This window comes from Nostoc sp. UIC 10890 (assembly GCF_054786515.1).
In genome coordinates this window covers 1-18344 of record NZ_JBSGKF010000001.1, presented here as the reverse complement: position 1 = coordinate 18344, position 18344 = coordinate 1, and the positions used below count along the sequence as shown (strand labels likewise).

11 protein-coding genes are annotated in these 18344 nt (G+C 42.7%); 7 read left to right on the top strand and 4 right to left on the bottom strand.

Annotated features, from left to right (window positions below):
* Positions 1–398: 398 nt before the first annotated feature.
* The 3 genes from ACWATR_RS00055 to ACWATR_RS00045 all read left to right on the top strand — a co-directional run bounded on the left by ACWATR_RS00055 (position 399) and on the right by ACWATR_RS00045 (position 7229).
* A complete protein-coding gene (locus ACWATR_RS00055) occupies positions 399–1838 on the top strand; it encodes an NHLP bacteriocin system secretion protein (RefSeq protein WP_460328312.1) in 1440 nt (479 codons plus the stop codon).
* Positions 1839–2102: 264 nt separating this feature from the next.
* Positions 2103–4337: an NHLP family bacteriocin export ABC transporter peptidase/permease/ATPase subunit gene (locus ACWATR_RS00050; protein ID WP_460340086.1), complete on the top strand. Its 2235-nt coding sequence runs from the start codon at positions 2103–2105 to the stop codon at positions 4335–4337.
* Positions 4338–4340: 3 nt separating this feature from the next.
* Entirely contained in the window at positions 4341–7229 is a 2889-nt protein-coding gene (locus tag ACWATR_RS00045; RefSeq protein WP_460328310.1) for an NHLP bacteriocin export ABC transporter permease/ATPase subunit, read from the top strand.
* Positions 7230–7398: 169 nt separating this feature from the next.
* Here the strand turns inward: ACWATR_RS00045 and ACWATR_RS00040 are convergent, their stop codons facing one another.
* Together ACWATR_RS00040 and ACWATR_RS00035 are read right to left on the bottom strand one after the other, a co-directional pair.
* Entirely contained in the window at positions 7399–7686 is a 288-nt protein-coding gene (locus tag ACWATR_RS00040) for a hypothetical protein (RefSeq protein ID WP_460328307.1), read from the bottom strand.
* Between the two features lie 95 nt (positions 7687–7781).
* Positions 7782–10115 (bottom strand): response regulator, encoded by a 2334-nt coding sequence (locus ACWATR_RS00035; protein WP_460328305.1) that lies wholly within the window; start codon positions 10113–10115, stop codon positions 7782–7784.
* A 942-nt stretch (positions 10116–11057) separates the two neighbouring features.
* Here ACWATR_RS00035 and ACWATR_RS00030 point away from each other — a divergent pair.
* Positions 11058–11618: an ABC transporter permease gene (locus tag ACWATR_RS00030; RefSeq protein ID WP_069072224.1), complete on the top strand. Its 561-nt coding sequence runs from the start codon at positions 11058–11060 to the stop codon at positions 11616–11618.
* A gap of 3 nt (positions 11619–11621) precedes the next feature.
* On the opposite strand, the gene ACWATR_RS00025 is transcribed toward ACWATR_RS00030, so the two are convergent.
* The gene (locus ACWATR_RS00025) at positions 11622–13025 is read right to left on the bottom strand and encodes a collagen-like protein (protein WP_460328302.1); all 1404 of its coding nucleotides are present in this window, start codon (positions 13023–13025) and stop codon (positions 11622–11624) included.
* A gap of 215 nt (positions 13026–13240) precedes the next feature.
* Between ACWATR_RS00025 and ACWATR_RS00020 the strand changes: the two genes are divergently transcribed.
* The 3 genes from ACWATR_RS00020 to ACWATR_RS00010 all read left to right on the top strand — a co-directional run bounded on the left by ACWATR_RS00020 (position 13241) and on the right by ACWATR_RS00010 (position 17322).
* Complete coding sequence (locus ACWATR_RS00020) at positions 13241–13396, top strand: hypothetical protein (RefSeq protein ID WP_460328300.1); 156 nt, start codon at positions 13241–13243, stop codon at positions 13394–13396.
* 264 nt (positions 13397–13660) lie between these two features.
* Entirely contained in the window at positions 13661–15214 is a 1554-nt protein-coding gene (locus ACWATR_RS00015) for a YcjF family protein (protein WP_460328298.1), read from the top strand.
* Positions 15215–15528: 314 nt separating this feature from the next.
* Entirely contained in the window at positions 15529–17322 is a 1794-nt protein-coding gene (locus ACWATR_RS00010; protein ID WP_460328296.1) for a protein kinase domain-containing protein, read from the top strand.
* Between the two features lie 89 nt (positions 17323–17411).
* Here ACWATR_RS00010 and ACWATR_RS00005 read toward each other — a convergent pair whose 3' ends face one another.
* The gene (locus ACWATR_RS00005; protein WP_460328294.1) at positions 17412–18191 is read right to left on the bottom strand and encodes a class II glutamine amidotransferase; all 780 of its coding nucleotides are present in this window, start codon (positions 18189–18191) and stop codon (positions 17412–17414) included.
* Positions 18192–18344 lie beyond the last annotated feature (153 nt).

Here is an 18344-nt window from a genome sequence, read left to right as displayed (position 1 = left end):
CCAAGTATAAGCCTTCATAACCATCTAGGGAGTTGCACTCACCGGATCTAAAGCTAGGGTAAGGTTGAGTGGGGTAGGTAAATACCCAATGTGTGAAGAGATACGACAAGTCATTAATAATGGTAATACTTGTACCTTCACTTATAAAAAACCTCTAGGACGAGTTATAGGCGAGGATTTATTGACATAGCGTTCAAAAAAGGTCTTGCCGCTCTCCTAGCTAACCCTATTCTGTGAATTGTCAGCTAAATATAGTATTGGTGATGTTTATGCTTTGATTTGAAGCAGTAGAAGCGATCGCTTCTGCTAGTTCACTTCTCCCCTAGTTCTCCCCGATCGCACTTTAATCTTAGAAGTCTAAAAGACTTGAGACTCTGAGTGCCATCAGAAAAAGAACAATGCAACTCAAACACAGCCACATCTTTCGCCAAGAAGCGCTAGAGCGTTTATCTTCACCAGAACAACTGGATCAAGCGATAAATGTCGTCAAGCCTCAAGCTTGGTTGACTTTATCTACCATGAGTTTTGTGATTGCTGTGGCTGGCGTTTGGAGCGTGTTCGGCAGAATTCCTCTCACGGTCACAGGTCAAGGTATATTGATTAAACCGCACCATGTTGTGGAATTTCAAGCACCGAGTTCTGGCCCATTACTAACTCTCAAGGTGAAGGCGGGAGATATTATTAAACAAGGTGATGTGCTGGGTATTATCGACCAATCAGCTTTGAAGCAGCAGTTGCAGCAAGAGCAGATAAAGTTGCAACAACTGCAAACCCAAAATCAAGAAACTGACAGGTTACAAAAGCTGCTGATTGACCAACAAATCATGACGCTTGGGCAGCAAAAACTAGATTTGGAAAGTAACCTGCGCCGAGAGCAAGATGCACCCAAGTTACGCGATCAAACCCAAAGAGCGATCGCTCAAAAACGTCAAAGTATTAATTCCCGTAAACAACAAATAAACTACTTACTCAAAACTCTTAAAGGACGGGTTGATAACCGTCGTCACCTTTTTGAGCAGCATGTCATCAGCCAAGATATGCTGGTGCAAGCCGAACAAGAATATTTTAATACTCAAAGCGAATTGTCAGATATTGACGTGCAACTAAAGGATCTGGAAATCCAAGAAACCACCACGCAACGAGAATATCTAGAAAATCTTAACAGAATTGACGAAATTAAAACCAAAATTAAAGATATTAATACTCAAAATACTAAGCTACGCGAACAAGACTTAAAGCAATCAATTGATAAAACAAATCAAATTCGGGAAGTAAAGCGGCGAATTGCCCAATTAGAACTCCAACTATCTCAAGATAGTAGAATTATTAGCAAATATAATGGTCACATTCTCGAACTGAGTGCTGTCCCTGGACAAATGATGAATCCGGGTAGTCGCTTGGGGTCAATTGAAGCTGAACAGCCAAATTCAAAACTTATGAGTCTTGTTTACTTTGCTAATAAAGATGGTAAACAAATCAAGCCGGGGATGGCTGTACAGGTGACTCCCAGTTTTGCCAAACGTGAACGCGAAGGTGGTATTGTCGGAACGATCGCAGATATTTCTTCATTTCCGGTAAGTACACAAGATATTACAGCGATCGTTGGTAACAAAGAAATTGCCACCAGTCTTGCGGGTAAAGGTGAAGGCCAGGTGCAAGCTTTTGTCCAACTCCAAGAAAACCCTACATCAGTCAGTGGTTATAAATGGTCATCCTCTGATGGCCCAGCCTTAAAAATATCCTCTGGGACAACTACATCAGTTCAAGTGAAAGTTGGAGAAAAAGCACCGATTTCTTATATTATTCCTATGCTACGCTCTTGGACTGGGATTTATTAATTTACGCCGTGTGCAACTTTATCTCAGACCTAACCCCCAACCCCTTCCCTACAAGGGAAGGGGAGCAATAATCAAAGCCTCTCTCCCTGTGGGGGAGAGGAATGGAAGTGGGGTTCTAAGAATAAGTTGCACATCGCGTTAATTTGGGCATTGGGGTTAAAACTTGAAGGTTCACCCTTAGAGGCTCAACTTCCACCTTCAAAGGCTCAACGTTCACCCTCAGAGGCTCAACTTCCAAGTTCTAATACCAATGCCCCATGCCCTATGCCCCATGCCCAATTCCCAATTCCAAAATTTAAACCAAATCGTGTCCGCACTTCTACACTTTTACAAATGGAAGCGGTTGAATGTGGTGCGGCGGCTTTAGGAATAATTCTGAGCTATTACGGCCGGATTGTGCCACTGGCTAAACTGCGTGAAGAATGCGGTGTCTCGCGGGATGGAAGTAAAGCTTTTAATATCCTCAAAGCTGCCAAAAATTATGGACTCAATGCTAAAGGTTTAAAACTGTCTCTAGAAAACGTCAAAACTACCCGTCTTCCCTACATTGCCTTTTGGAATTTTAACCATTTTCTCGTAGTAGAAGGATATAGCAAAAAACGCGTCTACCTCAACGATCCTGCTAATGGTCGGAGAACAGTGAGTTGGGAAGAGTTTGATCGCGCATACACGGGTGTTGTGCTGACAATGGAACCAGGAGCGGATTTTCAAAAGGGAGGCAAAAAAAATCACATTGTCTCAGCCTTAAGTAGCCGCTTACAAAACTCACGAGTTACTATCTTATTTTGCTTGCTTGCGGGGTTATTGCTAACACTGCCTCGGTTAGCTGTGCCAGCCTTTTCTCAAGTATTTATCGATGAGATTTTAATCCAAGATCGGCAAGATTGGTTACGACCTTTGCTGTTAGGAATGCTGTTAACTACTTTATTACGGGCATTCCTTGCTAGACTGCGGCTTAACTACCTGCGGCGATTAATGGTTAAGTTGTCAGTCAGCACATCAGGACAATTTCTCTGGCATATTCTGCGATTGCCTATTGGGTTTTATGACCAGCGTTTTGCTGGGGAAATCAGTAGCCGGGTGCAACTGAATGACCGGGTGGCGGAAGTACTCTCAGGGTCTTTGGCAACTACAGTAATTGACGCGGTGATGATGATATTTTACCTGCTGATTATGATTCAGTATGACCAATTGCTGAGTGCGATCGCAGTCGGTTTTGCTTTAATCAACATTCTCGCCCTCCTATTTTTATCACAAACTCGTGTAGATACAAATATGCGCCTAGCTCAAGAATATGGCAAGGTGGGCGGAGTAACGATTAGCGGCATCCAAACGATAGAAACCATCAAAGCTTCTGGGCTGGAGTCAGATTTATTTGCTCGGTTTGCGGGTTATTATGCTAAAGCCATGAACGCCCAACAACAATTAGGTTTACAAACTCAAATTCTCACCACATTACCCACAATTTTGACAGCCCTAACCACAGCTTCTATTTTGCTGGTTGGTGGTTTACAGGTAATGAAGGGCAATCTCAGTATTGGGATGCTGGTTGCCTATCAAAGTTTAACACTGAGTTTTTTAGAGCCAGTTAATAGCCTCGTTAATTTCGGCAGTACACTCCAAGATTTAGAAGCTGATTTAAACCGCCTTGATGATGTATTACAAAATCCCGTTGATTTGGAAGTCGAGAAAGGCAAGGGAGCAGAGGAGCAGAGGAGCAGAGGGGAACTTATTACAAGTATTCCCCATGCCCAATGCCCAATGCCCTGGCAATTACAGGGTCATGTTGAGTTACGGAATGTCACTTTTGGGTACAGTCGTGTAGAACCTCCGTTGATTGAGAATTTGAGTTTGACTGTCAAGCCAGGGCAAAGAATAGCCCTTGTGGGGGGAAGTGGTTCTGGTAAATCTACAGTTGCTAAATTAATTTGTGGTCTTTATCAACCTTGGGATGGGGAAATCTGTTTTGATGGTGTAGAGCGATCGCAAATTAAGCGTTCTGTTCTGGCTAACTGGTTGGCAATGGTTGAACAAGATATCTTTTTATTTGCCGGCACTATCCGAGAAAACATCACTCTTTGGGATTCAACTGTACCAGAAGGTGATTTAGTACAGGCTTGCCAAGATGCAGCGATTCATGATGCGATCGCATCTATGCCTGGGAAATATGACTTTGAGTTGATCGAAGGCGGTATGAATATTAGTGGTGGACAACGCCAGCGTTTAGAAATTGCCCGCGCTTTGGTGAGAAATCCCACAATCTTAGTATTGGATGAAGCAACCAGCGCTTTAGATGCAGAAACGGAGTTGATTATTAACCGCAACTTGCAACAGCGTGGTTGTTCGTGTATTGTAGTAGCCCACCGCCTCAGCACAATCCGCGATTGCCATGAAATTATTGTGCTAGAGCAAGGTAAAATCGTGCAGCGTGGCACTCATGAGGAATTATGGCAGCAAGGCGGAACTTATGTTCGCTTACTTCACGCGGCAGAGGCATAGGTAATGAGTAGCGCACAGGTGAATCCTTCTTCTAAACTGTACTCCCTCCAAGCAAACGAACCAGTACTGTTGAATGGCTCAGAAACATTCTGGATAGTGCAGTCTGGAACATTGGCGGTGTTTGCCACTAGAGTTAAAAACAGCTTATCAAAGGAACATCGCCGCTATCTGTTTCATGTCAACGCTGGTGAAGCCTTGTTACCGGAAGTAATAGCACAAAGTCAATGGAATTTTGTCGCGATCGCAGTTGAACCTACCCAATTATGCCAGATGTCAATGGTTGATTTGGTTAAGGGAATCGGTGCGGCTGACTCTCAATCCATAGAACTCTTAGAAGGTTGGGTAAATCATTTAGGACAATCTCTTAGTGCCCAGCAAACAGTTTTGACTACGCCATTAAACCTTGTGCAGGCAGTTGAACGGGATTTTTTATTATCGTCTGGTGAAACGCTACAGGGAAGGCAACAAACACTTGTATGGGTGAAGTTGCAGCAAGGCAATACTCACTGGATGGGAGTTGAGGAATTAACGTTGCATCCTACTTCACCAGCGTTTCCACTCACGAGTGATATGTGGCTGGAGGCGGAAAATGCGGTTATCGGACAAGTGTTACCAACGGCAGATTTAGAAAATTCCGAGGAACTTCTGGCAGGTTTAGCCAGTTTGCATACTTATTTCTTTCACTACTTCAGTTTGCTGGCAAATAAAGAAGCAGAAGCAGAATTTCGGCAGTTTCAGGAACGCGAACAATTTAATCAGCAAGTAATAGAGGGGGCACTCTCTGATTTAGCAACAATATTGCAGCCACAGCAGGAGGCGGTTTTTTCTCAGGAAGGGCCGCCCTTATTGGTAGCATTTGGGGCAGTTGGGCGATCGCTGGGAATAGAGATTCGTCCACCAGCAGAGGATTTGAATTCTATTAAAGACCCTGTAGCTGCGATCGCACAAGCATCACAAATTCGTATCCGCCGGATAACTTTAGCAGATGGCTGGTGGCATCAAGACCAAGGCGCGATGTTAGCTTATACTCAGTTGGAACGCCCAGTGGCGTTGTTACCTACAGATAATCGAGATTATGTCATCTTTGACCCCGTAGCGCGGACTCGGACACCTGTAAATGAGGCAGTAGCAAAAACACTATCACCATTAGCCTACGTTCTGTATCGACCATTACCCCAAGTTGCCCTCAAAGCCGTCGATTTGCTGCGGTTTGGGGTCAAGGGTTATGAAAAAGACATCGCCAGTATTTTAGTGGTAGGGCTACTAGGCACAATATTGGGGATGGTTGCACCACAAGCAACAGCAATTTTAATCAATCATGCCATTCCAGATAGCGATCGCGCTTTGCTGTGGCAGATCGGATTGGTTATGTTTGCCGTCGCCTTTGGGCAGTTAGCTTTTCAAGTTGCCCAAAGTATTATTACTCTACGAGTCGAAAGCGCCACTGATAGCATATTACAGCCAGCTATCTGGGATCGGTTACTCAGATTAAGTCCTAGCTTTTTTCGCCAGTATACTTCTGGAGATTTAGTCAACCGTGTTATGGCGGTGAGGGAAATTCATCAAAAACTCAGTGGTGCTACCCAAAGAACATTGTTGAGTGGAGTTTTTGCCCTATTTAACTTGGTGCTGATGTTTATCTACAGTTGGCAACTAGCGCTTGTAGGCGTGGGTTTAGCAATATTTGCCGCTGTGGTTACGACTGTTGCAAGTTTCCTCTTGGTGAAGAAATCGAAAAAAGAGCAAGAACTCAATGGTGCAATTCAGGGACTCACCGTCCAACTAATCAACGGTGTCGCCAAACTGCGAGTGACAATGGCAGAAGAACGCGCATTTGCAGCTTGGGCAAAAAAGTACAGCCAGCAGATCCGACTGAAGGCGAGTTGGCAAGAGATTAAAGATGGTATTTCTGTATTTAATGAAGCACTCCCTTTGGTGAGTTCTATACTGCTGTTTGGGTTTGCCATGCTGTTGATGCAGACACGCTTGACACTGGGTACATTTGTTGCTTTCAACTATGCTTTGACGATTTTTATCAAAGGAGTAATTGACCTGAGCAATACTGTATCGGAAATTTGGAGTATTGTACCAATATGGGAACGAGCAAAACCGATTTGGCGATCGCAGCCTGAATATGACTCAACCAAGGTTAACCCCGGTCAATTAAGCGGGCGTATTGCCCTAAATCGCGTCAGCTTTCGCTACTCTGAGAATGGAACTTTAATCCTCAATGATGTCAGCCTCCATGCCGAACCAGGAGAATTTATTGCGATCGTTGGTTCTTCTGGAAGTGGAAAATCAACGATATTGCGATTGTTATTAGGCTTTGAAACTCCATTGACAGGTAGCATCTATTATGATGGCAAAGATTTAGCAGAGATGGAACTACAGGCTGTACGAAGACAGTTAGGAGTGGTACTGCAAAATGGGAAAATTGGCACGGGATCGGTTTTTGATAACATCACCGCCGGGGCTTTAGTTTCCCTAGAAGAAGCTTGGTCAGCGGCACAAATGGCAGGTTTTGCTGATGATATCAAGCAAATGCCAATGGGGATGCATACGATTGTCGCCGAGGGTGGTAGTAATCTTTCCGGTGGACAACGGCAAAGATTATTGATTGCGCGATCGCTTGTTTCCAAGCCTAAAATTATCTTGATGGATGAAGCAACCAGCGCCCTCGATAACCGCACCCAGGCAATTGTCACTGAAAGTTTAGCTAAGTTAAATGCTACCAGAGTGGTGATTGCCCATCGCCTCAGCACAATTCGTAATGCCGATCGCATCTATGTTATCGACGCTGGTCATGTCGTGCAGGTAGGTAATTTTGCGGAATTGCTCGCTCAAGGCGGGTTATTTGCCAGACTGGTAGCCCAACAGTTAGAAGGGGAGTAGGGGCGCAAGCAATACGGTTCGGTTAAAGGGGAAAGGGGAAAGGGGAAAGGGGAAAGGGGAAAGGGTAAAGGGGAAAGGGTAAAGGGGAAAGGGTAAAGGGGAAAGGGGAAAGGTTTTGAATACATTCTTTACTTTACCCTTTCCCCTTTCCAACCGTATTGGGCGATGCCTACGCATTTGTTATTTCGGCGAACGCATTTGTTGCTTCAGCGAACGCATTTGTTATTTCCGCGAACTCATTTGTTATTTCCGCGAACTCATTTGTTATTTCGGCGAACTCATTTGTTGCTTCAGCGATCGCATTTGTTGCTTCGGCGATCGCATTTGTTGCTTCAGCGAACTCATTTGTTGCTTCAGCGAACTCATTTGTTATTTCCGCGATCGCATTTGTTGCTTCCGCGAACTCATTTGTTATTTCGGCGAACTCATTTGTTATTTCCGCGTGTCCATAACGCACTTTCCCTTTTACCCTTTCCCCTTTCCCCTTTACCCTTTCCCCTTAACCCCAAACCCGATTCCGAGTTAAAAATGCAAAACCTGAGAAGTATTGCCTTAGTTCTGCTTCAGCATGGAATTAGCAACTTGGTATAAAGATTGGATATTTAGTCCATCATTAGGATACTCAACCACAGCAAAATTACAAGTTACCTGGAAGCGATCGCCATTGGGAGCTGTAAAGACTTGTTGGCGGAGCTTGGTTAAAATGTCACTGAGGCGATGTTTGACGACATCTGTTTGAGTAAACCCAGAAACTCCTACCATAAATTCTCCGTTACCCCAATATCCCAATATTTCGCCACTGCAAAAAACCGATTGGAATAGACGACTCCATCGTTGCAATACTTGATTACCAGCCTCATGGCCATACTGGATATTAATTTGACGTAAATCGCTGATATTCAATGTCACCAAGCAAATCGATTGCTGATTTTTCTCGGCTTGAGCAATCAAGTGCTGTAAGTCGCGGCTAGAGTGGAACTGATTTGCTAGTCCGGTTAAGGGATCTTTGGTAGAGAGCGACTGAAGTAGGCGGCTGCGTTCTAGGCGGTGGGTAATCCTTGCTAGCAGTTCTGCTCCCACAACTGGTTTAACCACATAATCATCTCCTCCAGCAGCAAACACTTGCTGCACTGTTTCCATCTCCCGATGAGCCGTCAGAAATACGATTGGTAATTCCTGCCATTGCGGATCTGTGCGAACTGCCTGACAAAGTTCTATACCACTGATTTGGGGCATTTCAACATCCAAAATCAACAAATCTGGTGCAGTAGATTGCAATACCTCCCAGAAACGTAGGGGATTGTCCAATCCGGTCATTCGCATTCCCCAAGGTTCTAACATTGGGCCTAGTGCTGCTAAAATCAGTGGATCATCATCAACTACTAATACATTTACTGTTAAAGAACGGGTAAACTGCAATATTTGAGATGCGGTTTCCCAAACTTGATTTGCTGTGACAGGTTTGACGAGAAAACCCCGCGCCCCAGACTGAGCCAAAGTCACACGATCCACTAGCTGATCAGTGAGAGCCAGCGCCAGAACAGGTACAGCAGGGGTATATGTTGCTAAGTCCAGCATTAATGCTAAAGTTTCCTCTCGCTGCCCGATCTCATCTACATTCAGCACTACTAAATCTGGTGATGTGGTTTGCAAGAAGTTTTTTGCACCTTCTAACGTTGTTATTTGTTGCCAACGCATTTCCATAGAATATGCAAGTTGTTGCAACTGTGAACCCAGTTGGAAATCAGGATCAATCAGCAGTAACTTAGGACTTATCTCTTCCCCAATCGAGGTAGTAGTTTGATTAACTACTTTTTGTACCATTGGGTTTATCAAGTTGCCTAACTCTTGGATCAGCGATATTAGTTGGGGTTTTTGGGCTGGTAATAACTCTCCATCTTTGTCTAAAATCTGTTCAATTTCCCGTGCTATTTGAGTTCCTGCTTCTTGCTCAAACATTCCCAAAACACCAGCTAGCTTATGCGCTTCCCGTTCTGCCGATTTACGTAATTCTATAGTTAGTGTGCCGCTAGATAGTTCTACTGCTGCTTGTTGCAGTACCTCCATTCGCTGTGTCATTAGCCCTTGGTATTGACTCCACAACCCACTCATTGCTTGGTTAAATTGCTGTTCAACGGATGAGGAAGTATCGGGTATGGAGGAATTTTGCTCTGGATTTTTTTGAGTTATTTTTTCGCTATTTCTATTAGTAGCTTTTTGAGAGTTTAAGCGATATCCCAAACCATAAACATTTTCAATCCAGTCTACGGCTCCAACTACTTTTAACTTGTGTCGCAACCACTTAATATGAGACTTAACAGTTTCCTCTTGGGGTGGATCGTCAAAAGTCCAGAGATGTTCGATAATATCTCCGCGACTAAAAACCCGCAATGGATTCCGTAGTAATAACTCCAGCAGACTATATTCTTTGGGTGTTAAATCCAGAACTTGATTATCGTATGTTACCTCGCAAATACTTGGATCTAACCGCAATGCCCCAACTTCTAGCACTGGAGGACGGGGAGTATCGCCGCGACGTAACAAAGCCCGTACCCTTGCTTGGAGTTCTCCCAAATTTAAAGGTTTAATGAGATAATCATCTGCTCCAGCATCAAGTCCACGGATGCGATCGCTAGTTTCATCTTTTGCTGTGATCAACAAAATAGGAGTGGAACGGCCACTAGAACGTAAGCGCTGACATAAAGTAATGCCATCGAGTTTTGGCAGTCCAACATCTGTTAATATCAAGTCGTAGTTCGTACTTTGGGCATATTCCCAGCCAATTTGTCCGTCTCGTGCGATTTCAACAGCATAGTGTTGTTGGGTAAGAGACTGCAACAAAACACTCGCTAAAATTTCGTCATCTTCAATCAGCAAGATTCTCATAGCAACTTACTCCACTAGGACTAGCCCAACAAATCAATGCTGGTGATATTGCCTATCGCTGGCAGTGGCAATTGGACGGGTAACGAAAGCACAAGGCAAAATCGAAACTGCGATCGCAGCTTATCAATGAGCCATCAATAATATTAAATCGTTGCGGGCGGATTTAGCTGCCGTAAGTCCCGATGCACAATTTTCTTCCCGCAATGCAGTTAAGCCGATTCACCGCAAACTGGTTGGATTGCTTGTGCAATCAGCTTCACAAAAAAACTGTACTGAACTATATTACATTTTCCTGCATTTCTCACAAGCTTAAAGCGTTTGATGGAGCAGAGGAGAAGTAATGAGTAAGAAGTAAGAAATTTTACTCATGACTCATTACTCATGACTCATTACTCATTACTCATTACTCATGACTCATTACTCATTACTCATTACTCATGACTCATTACTCATGACTCATTACTCATTACTCATTACTCATGACTCATTACTCATTACTCATTACTCATTACTTATCACTTCTCCTCTGCACAAGCGCAGGCTTTAAGAGCTGTGGTGAGAAATCCGGGATTTTACATATCTACCCATTGTATAGATATTCTGTATTGCTAATAACAAACTTGGTTCTTTATTTAGTATAAAAAATTGTACATGTTTATACTTGTTACAATCACCAAGCAAGTAAAATCTGGAAATTGTATTTAATTTACTAATCACCATTTGCTTTTCTGATAAAGTTTAGTAAATCAAAGTTTTACCTCTTCTTTGTACTACTACTATCTTATCGTAATAATACCTAAGTTTTTTTGATTACTTATCAAGGAGGAGAAGATATAAAAATCTTTTGTCAATCAAATAAAAAGCGTATTGAAATACACTTTTTATGTTATTGCCGCAGTATTTCCCAAATGTTTTTATGAGAACTGAGGCAGAGAAAATAATATGTTCTTAGACATTTTAGCTAGCTTACAACGGTTGTTTGTGGGTTACATTCCAGCAGCCGTATTGGGTAGCTTTATCGGATATTTTATAGGGATGAATAGCATGATTTATCAGCTATTTAGGCTGATATTTCAGATACCACATAGTATCCCTCCTATAGCTCTGCTGCCTATTGCCCTAATAGCATTTCAAGAGAGTGAATCGGCTGCTATTATAGTAGTTTTTCTAGGAACTCTCTGGACGATGATTATTAATACTGCAATAGGTATGCGACATTTTAAGAGACAGAATAACAACTTTCGAGCAGCTATATTTCATCTATTTCATGCCTTGAAAGTTAGCATTTGGGTAGCCTGGTTTATAGTTATTGCCATAGAAATGTTAACAGGGCCAAAAGGACTTGGCTTTACCCTGTGGGATGCTTATAAAGCTGGCAATGCTGATTACATCATCCAGGTGATCATCTACATCGGGATTATTGGTTTTTTGCTGGATCAGTTACTAGATTTTGCAGCCTATATTCTCTCGCAAATGGTTTCAGATGGTAAAAAATCTTCCTAAACTTTATCTAGGCTTGCGGATTGCACCCTGCCAGCTAATAGTTTGCTTCGCAGAACGTATTCCCAAAGAACGAGTTGCTACGACTTCGATATCAACATTAATACCAGGGCGTAAAGCTTCATCAGGAATTTTCAGCTTGCCCAAAGCTAGAGTAAAACGGTTGTAGTCACGAGTCACAAGTTCGTTGGGAATATCCCCTTCATATTCAGTTTTGTAGCCAGAAAAACCGTGCAAGCTATCCTGGGCGCGGAATTTCACGCGAAACTGAGTATTAATAGCATCAGACTTTGCTGCCAAATCGACTATTTTTAAGTTGAGGTTTTGTCCTGCATCGGCAAACTCTGCCACAGCTAATCGGGTAACATCTTTTTGAGGAATGGCATGGTTAACGGTAAATGTTGTTAAGTTAGCGTCACTTTTGGTGTTACCTTCAACCCATAATTCTTCGGAAAAAGTAATTTCTACTTGTTTGTTATCAGTTAAATTTAGTGTTACAGCTTGATTACCAAAGCTGGTAATGGGTTGTCTTTCTTGCCAAACTATTTGAAAAGCCTCTTCTAGACGTTGTTCAAACTCTCGATAATCATCAGCGATCGCAGCACCAGGCGCAAGTAGAGAAGTTGCCCCCATGCGTTGATTCCACTTATTCTTCGAGAGGTTGACCTGTTTGTTTATCAGTTGCGAAATTTCTAGCTGCACAGTTGGAACATCATCTGCCAAAGCTTCCTTGCTATTCACAATACTCAAAGTTCCTAAGCGTCCTTGGCTACCATCGCTACCATCACTGCCATCTCGTCCATCGCTACCATCACTACATCGATAAACCTTATCTGTACACTTGTAATCAGGGCTACCGGGAGTTCCCTTGCAGGTTTTCACTTCCCATCTCCGTCTGTGACAGTTACAACCCTCCGTACCGTTGCCACCTCTACCGCCGCGCCCGCCTTTTCCACCAGTTGCCCTAATGGAAATATTTCGTAAGTCTGCCAAATTGCTGTAATACACAGTCAGGGAACCGCCATTTCCCCCATTTCCTCCTTTGCCACCGTTACCGCCATTACCACCATCTGGTGCGCTTATATCGTGGCTGACGCGATTACGTTGATAACCACAGTCAGGACGATCAGCATGTTCCCCGTCTTCCCCGTCTTCACCATCTTTACCCGACAAATCAAGATTTACAGGTGAACCATTGACAAAAATATTTTGGTTTTCACCGCTGCTACCATCTCTACCCGATCGCCCATCGGTTCCTGTGCGTCCATCTCTGCCATAATTTCTGGCTACCTTATAGTATTCGTCAGAGGCAACGGCTGGACATAAAACTGAACCAGAAGCAGGCAAAAAGCTAGTAAATAAGCAGAATGTCAGCAGTAGTGGTAGCTTACTCCTAAAACCATTGTGCATCTAGTTACACCTAAAACTTTAGTTGAATTATCTACTCCTGACGCTGATTTTCAACAATTTGCTCCCTTTTATCCAGTGGTGTGCCAGAATTTTCGCTCATTTGGAAATAATTTGAGTGTCAACGTACCATAGACACCCGTGAAGTTCAATTTTATTTAACTAGTTTGGACTGTGATGCTTGCAAACTGGGGCAAGCCATTCGTCTACATTAGACAATGGACGTTACTTTCCATGAAGATACTTGTCGCGTCCGTACTGGTCATGCTCCACAAAATTTAGCATTGCTGCGACGAATCGCTCTTAATGCTTTAAACGTAGTAATCGCCAAAAATCCAATCGAGCCACTATGCTGGCAAAAACAAAGCTCCTAAATAAGCAAGAAGGAACCAGCTTCGGTGATTTCAGCATCATTCAGGAATTTCATAAGTCCTGTAATCTCTTTCAAATGAGTGAAGTGTTTATCTGGTCGCAAGAGTGCGATTTACAGAATTATCACCAAAGGGGAAAATGTAGTGAGCGTTGTTGCTTTATCAAGAAAGGCCTCCTGCCTCCTTCCTACTACTCTGGTAAAAAATGCTGAAACTATTAAGATTAGAAGCATCTGCCTACTGAATATTTACTAATCTTTCCCAGCCATGCCTCTGTCACGCATAGTAACGCTGATTGTTGGTCTGATCGTCATTTTGGGGCTAGCCCTGTGGCTAATTGATTCCCTATCACGGCTCTACTGGCAATTGTCCTATTCGCCTTTGCTAGGCAATTTGCTGCTGTTACTGCTAATTGTCCTCATTGGAGCCTTGGTTGCAGCTTTCGTCTATTATGTACTGGTGATTCAATCTGGGGAAAAGCGATCGCGCCGTAACCCTAAACGAGTGACTGCGGCACAAATTCCTGCTGGCAAATCTGATGCTGCTTCTACAACTCTTCAAGCTGTGCGCCAACAGGTAGGGCAAATTCAAGATGAAGTAGCACGTCAAGCTTTATTAAGTAAATCACGAGAGATTGAAGCCAATCTAGCACGGGGTGAAATTCAAGTAGTGGTATTTGGTACGGGAAGTGCTGGTAAAACTTCCCTGGTAAATGCGATCATGGGACGCATGGTCGGTCAAGTGGATGCACCGATGGGTACAACTCAGGTTGGGGAAACTTATTGTCTGCGGTTGAAGGGATTAGAACGCAAGATTTTAATTACAGATACACCAGGAATTTTAGAAGCGGGTGTAGCGGGAACGGAACGCGAACAAATGGCGCGAGAACTGGCAACAGAAGCAGATTTACTGTTATTTGTGGTAGATAATGATTTACGACGCTCAGAATATGAGCCGCTGCGGGGGTTGGCAGAAATTGGGAAGCGATCGCTTTTGGTTCTCAACAAAACCGATTTATATACAGATGAAGATAAAGAATCCATCCTCGCTAGGTTGCGTCAACGGGTACGGGGATTTATTGCTACTAATGATGTGGTAGCGATCGCTGCGAATCCCCAATCTGCACAACTAGAAACTGGCGAAACCTTCCAGCCGGAACCAGATATTGTTCCCTTACTGCGACGCACCGCTGCTGTTTTACGCGCCGAGGGTGAAGATTTAGTGGCGGATAATATTCTTTTACAATCTCTGCGATTGGGAGACGAGGCGCGAAAACTCATTGATGGCCAGCGTCGCCGTCAAGCTGACAAAATCGTGGAACGGTTTCAATGGATTGGTGCTGGTGTAGTATCAGTGACACCTATACCAGTCGTAGATTTATTGGCGACAGCCGCAGTCAACGCTCAAATGGTTGTAGAAATTGGCAGAGTGTACGGCTGTGAATTGAATATGGAACGGGGACGGGAGTTAGCTCTTTCTTTAGCGAAAACCATCGCGAGTTTAGGTATTGTTAAGGGAGCAATTCAATTATTATCTACAGCTTTGCAACTCAATGTTGCTACCTTTCTGGTTGGTAGAGCCATTCAAGGCGTGACAGCAGCTTATTTAACACGAATTGCTGGTAAAAGTTTCATTGAATATTTTCGTCATGATCAAGACTGGGGTGATGGTGGAATGACAGAAGTTGTGCAGAAACAGTTTCAAATTAATCGCAGAGATGAATTTATCAAAGCTTTTATTCAAGAAGCGATCGCACGGGTAGTGAAGCCGTTACAAGATAAATCTGAAGTAGTTGAACACGATGAAGAAATCAATAGATAGACTTTTCAAACAACCTCTTAGCCAGATTAAGAATTGTAATCAAATATAATATTTGATTACGCAAAAATACTGAGAAATTAAACTTGCATTTAAGGCAATACTTTTCAGTTAAAAGGGAAAGAGAAAGGGTTTGAATTTACCTTTACCCCTTGCCCATTAACCTTTCCCCAGACCAAAACAGAGATTGTTGGGTTTATCCGAAAAGTATTGGTATTCAAGGTATCAAAACTCTCATTATTTATTTCTCAAGCATTCCGGAAACAGAAGTGAATGTCAGAAAAACTAAATAAAAGGACTTACTGAGTAACCAGGTCATGACCCACCACATAATCGGTAAATTACTACAAGGGCGTTACCAAATTGTCCAAAGCCTTGGTGCAGGGGTGTTTGGACAAACATACATTGCTGTTGACGTAGATTATCCAGAGAATCCCAAATGCGTTGTTAAACAGATTAAGGTTAGCAGTTCCGAATCCGGCTACTTAGATATGTTGAGGTTAATGTTTCTGACTGAAACTGAAACCCTTAAGCTTCTGGGAAGCCATCAGCAAATTCCTGAATTCATTGCTTGCTTTGAAGAAAATGAGCGATTTTATTTAGTGCAAGAGCTTATTGAAGGACACGCGCTGACTGCGGAATTACCTATTGATCAACATTGGGGGTGTCTGTGGAGTGAAAGGGAAGTTGTAGAATTTCTGATAGATGTCTTAGGTATTCTAGAATTTGTTCACTCTCAAGGCGTGATTCATTGTGATATCAAGCCAGAAAACTTAATCAGACGTACCAGTGATGCCTATGGCAACGATAAAGCTTTACGCAAGTTAGTTTTGATTGATTTTGGCTCTATCCAGTCTATCGATTTTGGCATAGGTGCGGAATTGCCTATTTATCGAATTCCCGTCACTTCATTGGGATATATACCGCCAGAGCAATTTATTGGACAAACACAGCCCAACAGTGATATTTATGCTTTGGGCATGATTGCCATCCAGGCTTTAACTGGGTTAGAACCATTACAATTAAAAGCTGATCCTTATACTAATGAAATTTTTTGGCGTTCTCAAAACACGCCAGTTAACGATTATCTAGCTGCTGTTCTCAGCCAAATGATCCGCTACAATTACCAAGACCGCTTTCAGTCTGCGGCTGAGGTGCTGCGGATACTTAAACAAATAATCTGGGAAACTGAGCCATCACAAATATTAGAAACAGATGAGAAATTTCCCCTAGAGGTGGCGATTGAGGATAATAATTCTCCAAACCCTGTATCTGGCAAATCATCCCCATTATTCACAGGGATGAAAGTAGGACTGGCGGCTAATTCTTTATTGATGGGATTTGGTGTATATTCTTTAGTTAATACTGCACCTGCATATTCAGAAACAGACACTTTATATCAAGCAAAAAAAGAATATCAAGCTGGGGATTTACAAGAAGCGATCGCATTAGCGAAATCAATTCCCTCCCACAGCAACGTTTATCCAGAAGCACAAGCGACAATTGAAGAATGGCAACAGCAATGGCAAGTTGCTGCACAGCAACACCAAATAGCACAAATAGCTTTTCATGAGAGCAGATGGTCAGATGTTCTTCATGCTGCTGCTAAAGTTCCAGATATTTTATATTGGCAATCTAGAACAGATAAACTAGTTCAGAAAGCATACGTCAACATTGAAGTACAGACGCAAGATTTATTAGCAAAAGCTTACGAAAGAGCAACTGAAAAAGATTTTTCTACTGCATTACAATATCTGCGGCAAATTCCTAAAGAAAGTTCTGCTGGTGCTTTAGTTCAAGACAAGTTAGCTGAATACAATCGAAAGCGGCAGATCAGAGCAGCTTACTTTTTACAAAAAGCTTACAAGAAAGCATCTATTGGTGATTTTAATCGGGCTGTAAAATTTCTCCGAAATATTCCCCAAGATACTCTAGTTTATGCTCAAGCTCAAATCAAATTGAATGAGTATACTCAAAAGCAACGTGTCCTAGCTGACAATCAAAAAGTAGCTTCTACAAAAAGAACAAATTCATCCATCCCTAAAAACTCAGCTACTAGAATTGAATATTTTCAGGGAGTAAATTACCTGCAAGAGGTTAATATCCGTTAGTTATAAGTATGAAAAACAAAACCCATTTAGAAAGTATCCAAATGGGAAAAATCTGATTAATTTTTGAATTTGCTAACAGGATAAGATTCTTAACTGAATGCATATTTCAGAGGTAATCCGTCCTGAAAAACTAGTAATTCTCCCGGTTGAATTTGTGTCCAAACTTCGTTGTCAGTGAGGGGAGTAGTAGCAATGACAGCGACGCGATCGCGTTCAGTAGTCACTTCTCGAAAATCTACGGTCATATCTTGGTCAATTAAATGGGCAGCCGCAAAGGGCGCTTGGCGAACAATGTAGCTGAGTTTAGTTGAGCAATAAGCAAAAAAGTGTTCTCCATCTGATAATAAGTAATTAAATATACCCAACTTTGCAATTACAGCAGTAATTTCTCGCAGCACAGAGTACAGTTCCTTTATGTCAGGCTTACCTTTAGGAAAACGCGATCGCAATGTTTCTAGCATCATACAGAATGCTTTTTCGCTATCGGTATCACCTACGGCTTGATAAAAGCCCAAATTTTCCGGTTCAAAATCTGGCAAATTACCATTGTGGGCAAACACCCAATACTGACCCCACAATTCTCTGCGGAAAGGATGGCAATTGTGTAGGGCAATTTCACCCTGAGTAGCTTTGCGGATATGGGCTATGACATGGGTTGAGTGGATGGGATAATTCCGCACAAACTCAGCTACCGGAGAAGCAACAGAAGGTTGAGCGTCTAAAAACATTCGACATCCCTTTCCCTCAAAGAAAGCAATGCCCCAACCATCGCTATGATCATCCGTTTTTCCTCCCCGTGCAGAAAACCCTTCAAAAGAAAAGCAAATATCCGTTGGAACATTGCAATTCATTCCGAGCAATTGGCACATTAGCTCTCAATTTTTGACTAAGGTCTCAGGATCAAGATACTTCAGAATGCTGCATTGATTCTGGAGCGATCGCTTCAATCTTGGAATTTCGTGGGGATTGGGGACTGGGGATTGGGAATTTCAAATTACCCCCCTTAATCCCCCCGATGCATT